The following is a 15,125-nucleotide window of genomic DNA, read 5'->3' on the forward strand; positions in this document are numbered from 1 at the left end:
CACCCAAGCAGATCCACCCACCCGGGCATATCCGTAGCCGGGCCGGCGGTTGGCGGGGTGGTCGCCTGCTGCGCCCGGTGGGGTTACGGGTGACTGGCCGCCAGACTGGCGGGTGGCGGGTGGCGGGTGGCGGGTGGGCTCCGGGCGGTTGCCACCGGGCTGGTGGTCTGCTGGGCGGCGGCTGCGCTGGCGGGGGTCGGCTTGACCTGCCGCTGGGCCGCCGGGCCGCCGGGCTGGCGGTCGTCGCTGCGCCCGGTGGGGTCCGAGGTGGTCGGTCGCTGCGCGGTGGGGTTCGGCGTGGCTGGTCGCTGGGCCGGCGGGTTCCGGGGTGGCGGGCTGATCGCTGCGCCGGTGGGGGTTGGTGGTCAGGAATCCTGTTGGCGGGAGCGGAAAGCTGCCACGTGCACCCGGTTCGCGCACCGCGCCGAGCAGAAGCGCTTGGCCCGGTTCGTCGACAGGTCCAGGAAGTAGTTGCCGCAGTCCGCCGCGTCGCACGCGCCCCAGCGTTCGGTTTCGTGCCGGACCACGCCCTGGGCCACTCCCCAGGCGGCGGCTGCCGCGACCTCGGTGGCCGGGGGCGCGTCCGGTGAGGCCACGTGGATGTGCCAGTCACCGCTGTGGCCGGACAGGCGGGGCTGCGGCGGGTGCTCGGTCAGCAGGCGGTTCACCCCGGCCAGCACGGCGTCGCCGTCGCCGCGCACGACCGCGCCCAGGACCTCCCGCAGGGCGCCCCGGGTTTCGCGCAGTGCCACCAGGTCCGACTGCCCGCAGCGCTCCGACCACCACGGCTCGTCGTGCAGCGCCGCGCGGAGGCCGGTCAGCCCGTCGAGGTCGGCGTTGGCGAGGCGCAGCGCCACGTCCAAGTAAGCAGCGTTGTCCATGACCGGTCCTTACGGCTAGTGTCAGGGGTGTACACGTATTTCGCACCTTACTGGGAGTGTCCATGCGGGACCACACGACAGGGCGGCGGGTGCTCGCGCTCGCCTTGCCCGCGCTTCCCGTGCTCGCCGCCGAGCCGCTCTACCTGCTCGTGGACACCGCCGTGGTCGGTCACCTCGGGGCGGTCGAACTCGGCGCCCTCGGCGTCGGCGCGATCGTGCTGGCGCAGTTGTCGACCCAGTTGACCTTCCTGTCCTACGGCACCACCGCCCGCACCGCCCGGCTGCACGGCGCCGGGCGGCGCGCGGACGCGGTGGCCGAGGGGGTGCAGGCGACCTGGCTGGCGCTGGCCCTCGGGGTGCTCCTGCTCGGCGCCGGTCAACTGCTGGCGGGCCCGGTCGCGCGCGGGCTGGCGGGGGAGGGGGCGCTGGCGGACGCCGCCGTGTCGTGGCTGCGGATCGCGCTGCTCGGCGTGCCGATGATCCTGGTGTCGCTCGCCGGGAACGGGTGGATGCGCGGCGTGCAGGACACCCGGACGCCGCTGCGGCTCGTGCTCACCGGCAACGCCGTGTCCGCCGCGCTGTGCCCGGTGCTGGTCTACGCTGCGGGCTGGGGGCTGGAGGGGTCGGCCGCCGCGAACGTGGCGGGCCAGGTGCTCGGCGGCGCGCTGTTCCTGCGGGCGCTGCGCCGCGAGCGGGTGCCGCTGCGACCCCGGTTCCCGGTCATGCGCGCGCAGTTGGTGCTCGGCCGCGACCTGCTGGTGCGCAGCCTGGCCTTCCAGGCCTGCTTCGTCTCCGCCGCCGCGGTCGCCGCGCGCACCTCCGTGGGCGCGGTCGGGGCGCACCAGGTGGTGCTGCAACTGTGGACGTTCCTGTCGCTGGTGCTCGACTCGCTGGCCATCGCCGCGCAGGCGCTGGTGGGGGCGGCGCTCGGGGCGGGGGACGCGGGCCGGGCGCGCGAGCTGGCCCGCCGCCTCGCCGGGTACGGCCTGGCCTTCGGCGTCGGGCTGGGGGTCGTGTTCGGGCTGCTCGCCGGGGTGCTGCCGCGGGCGTTCACCGGCGACCCGGCCGTGCTCGCCGAGATCCCGCACGCCTGGTGGTTCTTCGTCGCCCTGCAACCGGTCGCCGGGGTGGTGTTCGCCCTCGACGGCGTGCTCCTCGGCGCGGGCGACGCGGCGTTCCTGCGCACGGCGACGCTGCTGTCCGCCGTGGTCGGGTTCCTGCCGCTGGTGTGGCTGTCGTTCGCGCTGGGCTGGGGGCTGGCCGGGATCTGGACCGGGCTGAGCGCGTTCATGCTGGTCCGGCTGGTCACGATCCTGCTGCGCACCCGATCGGGGCGGTGGGCGGTCGTGGGGGTGGTCCGCTGATCCCACGGGTGTGCGCAACAGCACCGATTAGCGACGCTAATAATTGCGTCTGCTTCGCGGTTCGTGCGGCACCATGGACACCGACCACGAGGGAAGGGGCGGACACCCATGTCATCGGCGCTCGCGTCCGACGCGAAGACCGCGGGCAGGCGGGGCGCCCTGCTCATCTGGGCCACCGCCGCGGCGGTCTACCTGATGGCCGTCTTCCACCGCACCTCCCTCGGCGTCGCGGGCCTGGAGGCCGCGGAACGGTTCCACATCGGCTCGGCCGCCCTGGGCACCTTCACCGTGCTCCAGATCGGCGTCTACGCGGCCATGCAGATCCCCACCGGCCTGCTCGTCGACCGCTTCGGCCCGCGCCGCGTGCTGACCGCCGCCGCCCTGTTCATGGGCCTGGGCCAACTGCTGTTCGCCTTCGCCGCGAGCTTCCCGCTCGCCCTCACCGCCCGCGCCGTCCTCGGCCTGGGCGACGCCATGACCTTCGTCAGCGTCCTGCGGGTCGTCGCCGCGCACTACCCGCCGCGCCGCTACGCCACCCTCGCCGCCATCACCGCGACCTTCGGCTCCTTCGGCAACCTCGTCGCCACCGTCCCGCTCACCCTCCTGCTCGACAACGCGGGCTGGACGACCACCTTCGCCATCGCGGGCGGCCTCACCTTCTGCTACTCCCTCGCCGTCGCCCTCCGCGTCCGCGACACCCCGCGCGGCACCCCGGCCCAGCCCGCCGCCGCGATCCCCCTGCGCCAGGTCGCGGGCCACGTCCGGGCGGCCTGGGTGGTCCCCGGCACCCGGCTGGGCTTCTGGGTCCACTTCACCACCATGTTCACCCCGGCCGCCCTGGGCCTGCTGTGGGGCTTCCCGTACCTGGTGCAGGCCCAGGGGATGTCCGACGCGCAGGCCGGGGCGGTGCTGAGCCTGCTGGTGGTCGTCGGCATGGTCCTCGGCCCGTTCATCGGCGAGACCACCGGCCGCCGCCCCATCCTGCGCCTGCCGATCGTCTGGGCGTTCCTCACCGGCGCGATCACCGTCTGGGCGGTCCTGCTGGGCTGGCCCGGCGGCGTGGTGCCCGGCCCGGTCGTGGTCGCCGCCATCGGCTTCCTGTCCCTGGGCTCACCGGTCAGCAGCATCGCCTTCGCCCTCGCCCGCGACTACAACCCCATCGCCAGGGTCGGCACCGCCACCGGCGTGGTCAACGTCGGCGGCTTCTGCGCCATCACCACCACCTCCCTCGCCGTCGGCGTCCTCCTGGGCGGCAACACCGCCGACGCGGGCCCGGCGGACTTCCGGGTCGCCTTCCTCGCCATCGCCGCCCTCCTCCTGCTCGGCACCTGGCGCACCTGGGTCTGGTGGCGCCGAGCCCGCGCCGCCGTCTTCGCCGCCACCGAACGCGGCGAGGCCGTCCCGGTCCGCATCCGCCGCCGCGCCTGGGACATCCCCACCCTCGCCGCCGGCGAGGCCCAACCGGAACCCGCCACCCCCTGACCCGCGGGCACAGCCCCGACCACGCGAATTCACCCAGCCGGGCACCCCCGCGGAAAGCCCGGTGGCCGGAGCAGGCGGTCCACCGCGGACCCGGCACCACCGCCGAGTCCCGGCTTCGAGGCCACGGCCTAGGATTCCCGCTCGTGCCCAGCCAGAAAGCCCCGCGCCCCACCGTCGCCCCCGGTCTCGTCGTCGTCGACAAGGCCCCCGGCATGACCTCCCACGACGTCGTCGCCAGGGTGCGCCGGATCGTGGGGACGCGGAAGGTCGGGCACGCCGGGACCCTCGACCCGATGGCGACCGGCATCCTGGTGCTCGGCGTCGAGCGGGCCACCAAGCTCCTGGGGCACCTGGCCCTCGACCGCAAGGTCTACCTGGCGACCATCCGCCTCGGGCAGGCCACCACCACCGACGACGCCGAGGGTGAGCCCACCACCGGCGCCGACCCGAGCGGCGTCACCGACGAGGCCGTTGCCGCGGGGATCGCCGAGTTGACCGGCGAGATCATGCAGGTGCCCAGTTCGGTCAGCGCCGTCAAGATCGACGGCAAGCGCGCCTACGCCAGGGTCCGCGCGGGGGAGGACGTGGAGATCCCCGCCCGGCCGGTCACCGTGTTCCGGTTCGACCTGCTGGCCACCACCCGCACCGACACCTCCCTCGACCTCGACGTGATGGTCGACTGCTCCTCCGGCACCTACGTGCGCGCGCTGGCCCGCGACCTCGGTGCCGCCCTCGGGGTCGGCGGGCACCTCGCGGCGCTGCGGCGCACCCGCGTCGGCCCCTTCGACCTGCGGGTCTGCCGGACGCTGGAGCAGTTGGAGGAAGACCCGGCGCTGTCGCTGGACATGGACGCCGCCGTGGCGACCGCCTTCCCGCGGCGCGACCTCGACCGGGTGGAGGCCCAGGCCCTCGCGCACGGCAAGCGGTTGCCCGCGGCCGGGATCGACGGCACCTACGGGATCTTCGACCCCGCCGGGAAGGCCGTGGCGCTCGGTGTGGACGAGGGGCGGTCGGCCAGGGCGCTGGTCGTGCTGAACGTGCCGTGACCCACCGCTCGGGCGGGGACGAACCGTATTAGGGTTGACCGCGTGCAGCGTTGGCGCGGGCTCGCGGACCTCCCCGGTGGCTGGGGTCGCTGTGTGGCGACCATCGGCGTGTTCGACGGCGTCCACCTCGGACACCAGGCCCTGATCGGGCGGGCGGTGACCCTGGCCGAGGAGCGCGACCTGCCCAGCGTGGTCGTCACCTTCGACCCGCACCCGGCGGAGGTCGTGCGCCCCGGCAGCCACCCGGCCCAGTTGACCACGCTGCGCCGCAAGGCCGAGCTGGTCGAGGGCCTGGGCGTGGACGTGTTCTGCGTGCTGCCGTTCACCCCGGAGCTGTCGAAGCTGCCCGCCGACGAGTTCGTGCACGAGATGCTGGTGGAGCGGCTGCACGTCTCGTCGGTGGTGGTGGGGGAGAACTTCACCTTCGGCCACCGCGCGCAGGGCACCGTGCAGATGCTGGCCACCCTCGGGCAGCGGTTCGGGTTCAGCACCGAGGGCGCCGCCCTGGTCACCGCCGAGAGCGCCGGTGGCCTCACCTTCTCCTCCACCTACATCCGCGCCTGCATCGACGCCGGGGACGTGCGGGCCGCCGCCGCGGCGCTCGGGCGCCCGCACCGGCTGGAGGGCATCGTCGTGCGCGGTGACGGCCGGGGGCACGAGCTGGGCTTCCCGACCGCGAACCTGTCGGTGCCGCGCTTCGCCGCCGTGCCCGCCGACGGGGTCTACGCCTGCCGGTTCACCCTGCTCAACGCCCCCGACCGGGCCCCGCTGGTGGCCGCGACCTCGGTGGGGACGAACCCGACGTTCTCCGGGCGGGAGCGGCGGGTGGAGTCGTTCGTGCTGGACGTGAGCGAGGACTTCTACGGGCAGCGGGTGGCCGTCGACTTCGTCGAGCGGCTGCGCGGGATGGAGAAGTACCCCTCCTCCGAGGCGCTGGTCGAGCAGATGCACCTCGACGTCGCCGACACCCGCGCGCTCCTGGCCTGAGGACCTCCTGGTCGGTTCCGCCCCGGCAGCCGCTCCTGGCCTGGCAAGATACCCCCCGCGAGGTTCGCGCACGGGCGGGAGCATCAGGGGAGAGGCGCAGGTGGAGGACCACAAAATCGTCCAACGCAACATCGCCCTGCAGCGGGAGTGGTACGGGGAGCCGCTCGGCGACCGGGTGCGCAGGCTGGTGGTGGCGTTCGACGTGTCCCAGGCCAACCTCGCCGACGTCCTGGGCATCAGCGCGCCAATGCTGAGCCAGGTGATGAGCGGCCGCCGGGCCAAGATCGGCAACCCGGCGGTGCTGGCCCGGCTGATCATGCTGGAGCGCAAGGTGCTGACCCCCGAGGTGGCCTCCGGCAGGCGCGAGGCGCTGCAACGGGCGCTGGAGGACGTGCGCAACTCCAAACCGTCGGTGACCAGGGACAACCTGCCGGTCGACATCGGCCGCAGCGCGATCATGGCGCTGCGCCGGATCGCCTCCCCGGACGACCTGACCGAGGCCGCCGGGCTGCTCGACGACCGGTTCCCGGAGCTGGCCGACCTGCTGCGCCGGGCGGGCAAGCGGGCGTGACCCGGCTGTTCTCCGCGTTCCCCCTGCCGGACGCCGTGGCCGACCACCTGGCCGACCACCTCCGGGTGAACCCGCCGCTGCGAGCCGTTCCGAGGGAACAGTGGCACGTGACCGTCGGTTATTACGGTGCGGACGACCCCGAGGCCCGGCTACGCTCACTGCGCGACCGGGTCACCGGCCTGGTCGCACCCGAACTCCGGCTGAACGGTTCCGGGACCTTCAGCGCCGTCGCGCTGCTGGTGGTCGAGGACCGCACGCCGAACCTCGTGGCGGTCGCCGAGGCCGCCGAGGCGTCTGCGGGCGGGCACCCCGAGTACTCCCCGCACGTCACCGTCGCCCGCTGGTCGCGGGAGGGCAGCGGCGAACCCGGCCGGGCGCTCGCCGCGGAGCTGGCGGGCTACCGCGGCCCGTGGTGGACGCCGTCCGAGCTGGTGCTCTACGCCAGCGAGGGTGGCCGGTACACGCCGCTCGACCAGGTGGGACTTCACGCCCCGCGTTGACTCGGTGAGCACCTGCTAACCTTGGTGATTGGGTCCGGCTGTGGTCCGTGGCGGCCGGTACCGACTTCCCCGGGGGCGGGACGACCCGGTCCGGGCCGCACGGCACATCAGAACCAGGAGATCCACGAGTGGCACTGACCACCGACCAGAAGAAGACGATCCTCACCGAGTACGGCGTGCACGACTCGGACACCGGATCGCCCGAGGCCCAGATCGCGCTGCTCACCAAGCGGATCAAGGACCTCACCGAGCACCTCAAGGAGCACAAGCACGACCACCACTCGCGTCGTGGTCTGCTGCTCCTGGTCGGCCGCCGCAGGCGGCTGCTCAACTACCTGACCAAGGTGGACATCGAGCGCTACCGGTCGCTGATCTCGCGGCTCGGCCTGCGCCGATAGCTCGACCCCGGGGGGAGGAACCGGTTTCGGCCCCTCCCCCCGGGTCGTTCACCCACCCGGGTGGACACTCGCACCGAAGACGAGAACAAAGACGACAAGGGCGAAGCACGCTACGCGCCACGGGACCAGTTCGCCGGTCCTCGGTAGTGGTCTCCGGGACGGCCCCGGTGCTCCGAGAGCACCGAGGGGCCCGAGGACTTCGATCGAAGACCGGCCTCGTCCGAACCGCGACCCCGTGCTCGGGTGGTTTGCGCGCCCTTAGACGAGGAGTACCGCTACATGTCAGAAAACACCGTGCACGAGTCGACCGCTGTCATCGACAACGGCAAGTTCGGCTCGCGCACCATCCGATTCGAGACCGGGCGCCTGGCCCGGCAGGCCGCGGGAAGCGTCGTGGCCTACCTCGACGAGGAGACCATGCTGCTCTCGGCGACCACCGCCTCGAAGCAGCCGAAGGAGCACTTCGACTTCTTCCCCCTCACGGTGGACGTCGAGGAGCGCATGTACTCGGTGGGCCGCATCCCCGGCGCGTTCTTCCGCCGCGAGGGCCGCCCGTCCACGGACGCGATCCTCACCTGCCGCCTGATCGACCGCCCGCTGCGCCCGTCCTTCGTGGACGGCCTGCGCAACGAGATCCAGGTCGTCATCACGGTCCAGTCGCTCAACCCGCAGGACCTCTACGACGTGGTCGCGATCAACGCCGCGTCCGCCTCCACCCAGCTCGCCGGGCTGCCCTTCTCGGGCCCCATCGGCGGTGTCCGGGTCGCCCTGATCGAGGGCCAGTGGGTTGCCTTCCCGACCCACGAGCAGCTCGCCACCGCCGTCTTCGACATGGTCGTCGCCGGTCGCGTGGTCAACGACGATGTCGCGATCATGATGGTCGAGGCCGAGGCCACCGAGAACGTCACCGACCTCATCGCCGCCGGTGCCCAGGCGCCGACTGAGGAGATCGTCGCCTCCGGCCTGGAGGCCGCGAAGCCGTTCATCAAGGCGCTGTGCGACGCGCAGGCCGAGCTGGCCTCGCACGCCGCCAAGGCCACCCGCGACTACCCCACGTACCCGGCCTACCAGCCGGACGCGCTGGAGGCCGTCACCGCCGCCGTCTCCGACGAGCTGGCCAAGGCGCTGACCATCGGCGACAAGCAGGAGCGCGAGTCCAAGCTCGACGAGATCAAGGCCGACACCCTGGTCAAGGTCGGCGCGGTCGAGGGCGGTGCCTTCGAGGGCCGCGAGAAGGAGATCGGCGCGGCGTTCCGCTCGCTGAACAAGAAGCTGGTCCGCCAGCGCATCCTGCGCGACAAGGTGCGCATCGACGGCCGCGGCCTGACCGACATCCGGTCGCTGTCGGCCGAGGTCGCGCTCATCCCGCGCGCGCACGGCTCGGCCCTGTTCGAGCGCGGCGAGACCCAGATCCTGGGTGTCACCACGCTGAACATGCTCCGCCTCGAGCAGCAGATCGACTCGCTGTCGCCGGAGACGCACAAGCGCTACATGCACCACTACAACTTCCCGCCGTTCTCCACCGGCGAGACCGGCCGCGTCGGCTCGCCCAAGCGGCGCGAGATCGGCCACGGCGCGCTCGCCGAGCGGGCCCTGGTGCCGGTGCTGCCCAAGCGCGACGAGTTCCCCTACGCGATCCGCCAGGTCTCCGAGGCGCTCAGCTCCAACGGCTCCACCTCGATGGGCTCGGTCTGCGCCTCGACCATGTCGCTGCTCAACGCCGGTGTGCCGCTCAAGGCGCCGGTGTCCGGCATCGCCATGGGCCTGGTCTCCGACGAGGTCGACGGCAAGACCGAGTACGTCGCGTTGACCGACATCCTCGGTGCCGAGGACGCCTTCGGCGACATGGACTTCAAGGTCGCGGGCACCAAGGAGTTCGTCACCGCGCTCCAGCTCGACACCAAGCTCGACGGCATCCCGTCGGACGTGCTCGCCCAGGCCCTCGGCCAGGCGCGCGACGCCCGGTACACCATCCTGGAGGTCATGGCCGAGGCCATCGACCGCCCGGACGAGATGAGCCCGTACTCCCCGCGGGTCACCTCGGTGAAGATCCCGGTCGACAAGATCGGCGAGGTCATCGGCCCGAAGGGCAAGATGATCAACTCCATCACCGAGCAGACCGGTGCCGACATCTCCATCGAGGACGACGGCACGATCTACGTCGGTGCCGCGGACGGACCGTCCGCCGAGGCCGCGATCGACCTGATCAACGCCATCGCCAACCCGCAGCTCCCCAAGGTCGGCGAGCGGTTCCTGGGCACGGTCGTCAAGACCGCCGCCTTCGGCGCCTTCGTCTCCCTGCTCCCGGGCAAGGACGGCCTGATCCACATCTCCAAGCTGGGCCAGGGCAAGCGCGTCAACAAGGTGGAGGACGTCGTCAACGTGGGCGACAAGCTCCGCGTGGAGATCGCCGACATCGACCAGCGCGGCAAGATCAGCCTGGTCCTGGTCGCCGAGGAAGCCGCGGCCCCGGCCGACGGCGACGCCCCGGCGACCGAGGACGCCACCTCCGAGGCGGCCAACGCCTAGTGGCAACCGGCTCCACCGCGACCGCGGGCGCCCCGAGCGCCCGCGGTCGCGGTACCTCCCGCATCTCCTCCCGCACCCCGGGGCACCTGCAGAAGCCCGGCAGCACCGTGGTGCTGGAGCGCTCCGCCGACGCCGAGGTGCGCCGCACGCTGCTGCCCGGCGGCCTGCGGGTGATCACCGAGCGCGTGCCCGGCGTGCGCTCGGCCTCGGTCGGCATCTGGGTCGGCGTCGGCTCGCGCGACGAGGCCCCGCCCGTCGCCGGTGCCGCGCACTACCTGGAGCACCTGCTGTTCAAGGGCACGGCGAAGCGGTCCGCGGCGGCCATTGCCGAGGAGATCGACGCCGTGGGCGGTGAGCTGAACGCGTTCACCGCCAAGGAGCACACCTGCTACTACGCGCACGTCATCGACGAGGACCTGCCGCTGGCGCTGGATCTCGTGGCCGACGTGGTCTTCGACGCGGTCTGCGCCGAGTCCGACGTGGAGACCGAGCGCGGGGTGGTCCTCGAGGAGATCGCCATGCGCGACGACGACCCCGAGGACCTGCTGCACGACGCGTTCTGCGAGGCCCTGATGCCCGGGCACGCGCTCGGCCGCCCGGTGCTGGGCTCCGAGGAGTCGATCACCGGCATGAGCCGCACCGCGCTCAACGGCTTCTACCGCCGCCGCTACACGATGCCGAAGATGGTCCTGGCCGTGGCGGGCAACGTCAGCCACCGCCAGGTGCTCGCCCTGGCGCGCAAGGCGCTCGGCGACCGCCTCACCGGCGACCGCGCCCCGGCCGCGCCCAGGGTGGGCCGCGCCCGCTTCGGCAGCGCGCCCGAACTGGTGCTGCACACCGACGACACCGAGCAGGCGCACATGATGCTCGGCGTCCGCGCCCTCGACCGGCACGACGAGCGCCGCTTCACCCTCAACGTGCTCAACGCCGCCCTGGGCGGTGGCATGAGCTCCCGGCTGTTCCAGGAGGTCCGCGAGCGCCGGGGCCTGGCCTACCAGGTCTACTCGTCGGTCGCCTCCTACGCCGACTCCGGGCACCTGTCGGTCTACACCGGCTGCCAGCCCGACCGCCTGGGTGAGGTGGCCGGGGTGGTCCGCGAGGTCCTCGCCGACGTCGCCGCGAACGGCCTGTCCGACGCCGAGGTGGCCCGCGGCAAGGGCCAGTTGCGCGGCGGTCTGGTGCTGGGCCTGGAGGACACCAGTTCCCGCATGTCGCGCATCGGCAAGGGCGAACTCGCCTACGCCGACTACCTGACGGTGGAGCAGACCCTCGAGCGCATCGCCGCCGTCACCGCCGAGGACGTTGCGGTCCTCGCCAAGGACCTGCTGACCCGACCGCTGGCCGCGGCCGTGGTCGGCCCGTACGACCACATCGACGACGTGCCGGTCCGACTCTGAGGTGAACCGATGACGACCCCCACCCCCCGTTCCGCGGACAACCCCGTCCGCGTCGGCGTGCTCGGCGCCCGCGGCCGCATGGGCGCGGAAGTCGTCAGAGCCGTGGAAGCGGCCCCGGACCTGCGGGTCGTGGCCGCCGTCGACGCGGGCGACCCGTTGTCCGCCGTCGCCGACGCGGGCGCCGAGGTGGTCGTCGACTTCACCCACCCCGACGTCGTCATGGACAACCTGCGCTTCTGCCTCGACCACGACCTCCACGCGGTCGTCGGCACCAGCGGCTTCGACGACGCCAAGGTCGCCACCCTGCGCGGGTGGCTGGAACCGAAGTCGGACCTGGGCGTCCTCCTCGCCCCCAACTTCGCCCTGGGTGCCGTGCTGTCGATGCGCTTCGCCCAGCTCGCGGCCAAGTACTACGACACGGTCGAGATCATCGAACTGCACCACAACCGCAAGGCCGACGCCCCCAGCGGCACCGCGGCCCACACCGCCCGCCTCGTCGCCGAGGCCCGCGCGGCGGCGGCCCTCACCGAGGTCCCCGACGCCACCACCGCCGAGGTGGACGGTGCCCGGGGCGCCCTGGTCGACGACATCCGCGTCCACTCAGTCCGCCTGCGGGGCCTGGTCGCCCACCAGGAAGTCCTCTTCGGAGGGACCGGCGAAACCCTCACCATCCGCCACGACTCCCTGGACCGCACCAGCTTCATGCCGGGTGTCGTGCACGCCGTCCGGGCGATCCCGGACCGGCCCGGCCTGACCGTCGGCCTGGAAAACCTCCTCGACCTCTGACCGGCCCGACCAGCGGCGATCCGCCGCCCGGCCCGTACGATCGCGGCGTGTCCCCCAGAACCGTCTCGATCATCCTCACCGCCGTCCTGGTCGTGTACTTCGTCCTGCTCGGCGGCCGGGCGGTCGCGCTGTTCCAGGACGGTTCCCCCATCGCCGTGGCCCTGGGGGTCGGCGTCCTCCTGCTGCCCCTGGTCGGTGCCTGGATCGCCTACGCCACCTTCCGCTTCGGGATGCGCACCTCGGTCCTGGCCAAGCGCCTCGACGCCGAGGGCGGCCTGCCGGACACCTCCGACCTGCCCCGCACGCCCTCCGGCCGGGTCGACCGCGGTGCCGCCGACACCTGGTTCGAGAAGCACCGCGCCGAGGTCGAGTCCACCCCGGACGACTGGCGGTCCTGGTACCGCCTGGCCGTGGCCTACGACGTCGCGGGCGACCGGTCCCGGGCCAGGGACGCGATGCGCAAGGCCCTCGAACTGGCGGGTGTGTGACCGACCATGGGCACCTACGTCCTGGTCCACGGCGCGAGTTCCGACAGCACCTACTGGTACCGCGTCACCCCGCTGCTCCAGGCGCTCGGGCACGAGGTCATCACCCCCGACCTCCCGGTGGCCGACCCGACCGCCGGGCTCGCCGAGTACACCGACGCCATCGTGGACGCGGTCGGCGACCGCCCCGGCGTAATCCTGGTGGCCCACTCCATGGCGGCGTACTCCGCCCCGCTGGCCTGCGAGCGCATCGCGGTGGACCTGCTGGTCCTCGTGGCGGCCATGACCCCCAGGCCGGGGGAGACGGCGGGGGACTGGTGGGAGGCCACCGGCCAGGTCGAGGCCCAGCGCGAGCAGGACCTGCGGGAGGGCCGCGACCCCGACGCGCCGTTCGACCCCCTGGTGACCTTCCTGCACGACGTGCCCCCGGAGGACCTGGAGGAGGTGCTGGCCCAGTCGGTCCCGGTGCAGTCCGACCGGCCCTTCAGCGACCCGTGGCCCGCCTCGGCGTGGCCGCCGGTGCCGACCCGGTTCCTGCTGTGCCGCGACGACCGGCTGTTCCCGGCCGACTTCCAGCGGCGCATCGTGCCCGAGCGGCTGGGGATCACCCCGGACGAGATGGGCGGTGGCCACCTGCCCGCGTTCTCCCGCCCGGCCGAACTCGTGGAGTGGTTGGAGCGCTACCGGAGCACGGTTGTCGGTGCCGCTCGCTAGCCTCGCCCGGTGACCGCGTTCGACCCGGCGAAGGGGTCGGTGTGGAGCGGGCGCCCGAGGCGCACGAGGTCGACGTACTGGTGGCCCTGCCCGCCGACCGAGCGAGAGGAACCTCCGACATGACCACCGAGCCGCACGTCGAGAGCCGCACCGAGCAGCCCTACGCGAGCATCCGCACGACCGCTCCGCTGAGCGAGTGGGGGCGGGTCAACGCGCTGGTCCCCGAGGTGCTGGAGTGGCTCACCGCGCGGGGGACCACCCCCGTGGGGGCGCCGTTCTACCGCTACCACGCCGTCGACCCCGCCGGCCTGATCGACGTGGAGGTAGGTTGGCCGGTCCAGGACCCGGTCGAGGGGGACGGGCGGGTGGCCGCCGGGGCGCGGCCCGCGGGTGACTACGCGGTGCTCGTCCACCTCGGGCACCCGGACCGAATCCGGGAGACCTTTGCCGCCCTGGACGGCTGGTCGACGCGTACCGGAACCGGTTTCGCCGTCCGTGACGGGGTGTGGGCTGGGCGTTTCGAGACTTATCTCACCCACCCTGATGAGGTCTCTGACCTGGGGGAATGGCGAACCGAGGTGGCTTACCTGCTCTCGACCGAGTGACCGATTCGGCTCTTCCCAGTGAGGCACGAGCGACCTGCCCTAGCGTGATCGCCGTCACTGCCGACACCACAGGTCGCTTTCCCTCGAAGGTGGACAAGTGAACGCCAACGAAACCCTGGTGGACCCCGACGGTCTGTACGACTCGACGGGCGTCTGCCTCTGCCCCGCCTACGCCCGCGTGCCGGGCAGGCGGGAGTTGCACGACATCGGCGCCCCGGGGTGCGCCCACGGCCCTGCTGACTGGTCCGACTCGGACGGCGAATAGCCCACATCGGAGTTGGGCGATAAGGAGTAATCGGCTCACAGGACATCGAGGGAGACCGGCGAGCGGGGGCTCGCCGGTCTTCGTCGCTTTCGGCCAGCATGCGGGTTTATCCCGATTCTGCCGACGAGATCGACACCGCCACCGCGTATGCGGCGGCCTGGGGTGTGTCTGGCAGCCCAATTTTTTTTGTGGGTGTGTCCGGGTGGATGTGCTCTGGTTTTAGAGGTCCTAACAGAGTCGTTGGATGTGTCGCCAGGTGATGATGCAGGTGGCGAGGCCGAGGAAGGCTTCGTGGATGTCGTCGCGGCGTTCCCAGCGGATGCGCAGCCGTTTCATGCCGTGATACCAGGCGATGGTGCGTTCAACGACCCACCGGACGGTGCCCAGCCCGGATCCGTGGGGACGTCCGCGGCGGGCGAAGCGGGTGCGGACGTCCCGGGCACGCATGCGGCGGCGGTACTTGTCGTGGTCGTAGGCCCGGTCGCCGTAGACCGTCTCCGGCCGGTGACGAGGGCGCCCACGCCGCCCGCGCACGCGGGGCACCGCGTCGAGCAGCGGCTCCAACTGGGTGACGTCGTTGCGGTTGCCGCCGGTCAGGACCACAGCCAGCGGGATCCCGTTGCCGTCGGTCAGGACATGGTGCTTGGAGCCCGGTCGGGCGCGGTCGACCGGACTCGGCCCACTTTTGGGCCCCGCCGCGCGGCCCGCACATGCGAGGAATCGATCACCGCCCGATCCCAGTCCAGCCTCCCCGCCGAGTGCAACTCCGCCAGCAACACCGCATGCAACCGGGACCACACCCCGGCCTTGTTCCAGTCACGCAACCGACGCCAACACGTCATCCCCGACCCGAACCCCAACTCCTGGGGCAGGAACTCCCACTGGATGCCCGTGTGCAGCACGAACAGGATCCCGCACAACACCCGCCGATCCGGCAACCGCTTCCGCCCCGGATTGCGTGACCTGCGCTCCACCACCGGCAACAACGGCTCGACCCGCTCCCACAATCCGTCCGAGACAATCCACGGCGGCGCCTCACCTCTCCTCACCAGACCATGATCCACAACCGACGACCACGTTGCCACACAAGTTGATCATTCTGTTAGGAACTCTTA

General features: G+C 72.4%; 16 protein-coding genes. 14 read left to right on the forward strand and 2 right to left on the reverse strand.

Annotated elements, in window-relative coordinates:
- Positions 1 to 365: 365 nt before the first annotated feature.
- Positions 366 to 881, reverse strand: a complete 516-nt coding sequence (locus UO65_RS32050) for a CGNR zinc finger domain-containing protein (protein WP_035290503.1) — start codon at positions 879 to 881, stop codon at positions 366 to 368.
- Positions 882 to 943: 62 nt separating this feature from the next.
- Here UO65_RS32050 and UO65_RS32055 point away from each other — a divergent pair, with 62 nt between their 5' ends.
- The 14 genes from UO65_RS32055 to UO65_RS37110 all read left to right on the forward strand — a co-directional run bounded on the left by UO65_RS32055 (position 944) and on the right by UO65_RS37110 (position 14,010).
- A complete protein-coding gene (locus tag UO65_RS32055; RefSeq protein ID WP_035290526.1) occupies positions 944 to 2,245 on the forward strand; it encodes an MATE family efflux transporter in 1,302 nt (433 codons plus the stop codon).
- 108 nt (positions 2,246 to 2,353) lie between these two features.
- Positions 2,354 to 3,727, forward strand: a complete 1,374-nt coding sequence (locus UO65_RS32060) for an MFS transporter (RefSeq protein WP_052022094.1) — start codon at positions 2,354 to 2,356, stop codon at positions 3,725 to 3,727.
- A 143-nt stretch (positions 3,728 to 3,870) separates the two neighbouring features.
- Positions 3,871 to 4,773 carry a tRNA pseudouridine(55) synthase TruB gene (truB, locus tag UO65_RS32065; protein ID WP_035290505.1) on the forward strand — a complete coding sequence of 301 codons (903 nt, stop codon included), beginning with the start codon at positions 3,871 to 3,873 and terminating at the stop codon, positions 4,771 to 4,773.
- A gap of 42 nt (positions 4,774 to 4,815) precedes the next feature.
- Positions 4,816 to 5,760 carry a bifunctional riboflavin kinase/FAD synthetase gene (locus tag UO65_RS32070; RefSeq protein ID WP_084176445.1) on the forward strand — a complete coding sequence of 315 codons (945 nt, stop codon included), beginning with the start codon at positions 4,816 to 4,818 and terminating at the stop codon, positions 5,758 to 5,760.
- A 100-nt stretch (positions 5,761 to 5,860) separates the two neighbouring features.
- Entirely contained in the window at positions 5,861 to 6,331 is a 471-nt protein-coding gene (locus UO65_RS32075; RefSeq protein ID WP_035290509.1) for a transcriptional regulator, read from the forward strand.
- A complete protein-coding gene (locus tag UO65_RS32080) occupies positions 6,328 to 6,831 on the forward strand; it encodes a 2'-5' RNA ligase family protein (protein WP_035290511.1) in 504 nt (167 codons plus the stop codon). Before UO65_RS32075 ends, UO65_RS32080 begins: the two co-directional genes overlap by 4 nt.
- Before the next feature lie 128 nt (positions 6,832 to 6,959).
- On the forward strand, positions 6,960 to 7,229 hold the full coding sequence (gene rpsO, locus UO65_RS32085; RefSeq protein ID WP_035290513.1) for a 30S ribosomal protein S15: 270 nt from the start codon (positions 6,960 to 6,962) through the stop codon (positions 7,227 to 7,229).
- A 279-nt stretch (positions 7,230 to 7,508) separates the two neighbouring features.
- Entirely contained in the window at positions 7,509 to 9,758 is a 2,250-nt protein-coding gene (locus UO65_RS32090; RefSeq protein WP_035290515.1) for a polyribonucleotide nucleotidyltransferase, read from the forward strand.
- A gap of 62 nt (positions 9,759 to 9,820) precedes the next feature.
- Positions 9,821 to 11,155, forward strand: a complete 1,335-nt coding sequence (locus UO65_RS32095; protein WP_035290531.1) for a M16 family metallopeptidase — start codon at positions 9,821 to 9,823, stop codon at positions 11,153 to 11,155.
- A 9-nt stretch (positions 11,156 to 11,164) separates the two neighbouring features.
- Positions 11,165 to 11,941, forward strand: coding sequence for a 4-hydroxy-tetrahydrodipicolinate reductase (dapB, locus tag UO65_RS32100; RefSeq protein WP_035290517.1), 777 nt, complete (start codon positions 11,165 to 11,167; stop codon positions 11,939 to 11,941).
- A 47-nt stretch (positions 11,942 to 11,988) separates the two neighbouring features.
- Positions 11,989 to 12,429 carry a tetratricopeptide repeat protein gene (locus UO65_RS32105; RefSeq protein WP_035290520.1) on the forward strand — a complete coding sequence of 147 codons (441 nt, stop codon included), beginning with the start codon at positions 11,989 to 11,991 and terminating at the stop codon, positions 12,427 to 12,429.
- Between the two features lie 6 nt (positions 12,430 to 12,435).
- Complete coding sequence (locus tag UO65_RS32110) at positions 12,436 to 13,140, forward strand: alpha/beta fold hydrolase (protein WP_035290523.1); 705 nt, start codon at positions 12,436 to 12,438, stop codon at positions 13,138 to 13,140.
- A 41-nt stretch (positions 13,141 to 13,181) separates the two neighbouring features.
- On the forward strand, positions 13,182 to 13,745 hold the full coding sequence (locus tag UO65_RS32115; protein WP_233427932.1) for a GyrI-like domain-containing protein: 564 nt from the start codon (positions 13,182 to 13,184) through the stop codon (positions 13,743 to 13,745).
- Between the two features lie 97 nt (positions 13,746 to 13,842).
- The gene (locus UO65_RS37110) at positions 13,843 to 14,010 is read left to right on the forward strand and encodes a hypothetical protein (RefSeq protein ID WP_161784550.1); all 168 of its coding nucleotides are present in this window, start codon (positions 13,843 to 13,845) and stop codon (positions 14,008 to 14,010) included.
- A 228-nt stretch (positions 14,011 to 14,238) separates the two neighbouring features.
- Here the strand turns inward: UO65_RS37110 and UO65_RS35290 are convergent.
- A protein-coding gene (locus UO65_RS35290; protein ID WP_152551991.1) for an IS5 family transposase occupies positions 14,239 to 15,059 on the reverse strand; the annotation gives its coding sequence in 2 pieces (ribosomal slippage) (positions 14,239 to 14,711 and positions 14,711 to 15,059; 822 coding nt in all).
- Positions 15,060 to 15,125: the final 66 nt, after the last annotated feature.

The organism is Actinokineospora spheciospongiae (genome assembly GCF_000564855.1).
Taxonomy (GTDB): domain Bacteria; phylum Actinomycetota; class Actinomycetes; order Mycobacteriales; family Pseudonocardiaceae; genus Actinokineospora; species Actinokineospora spheciospongiae.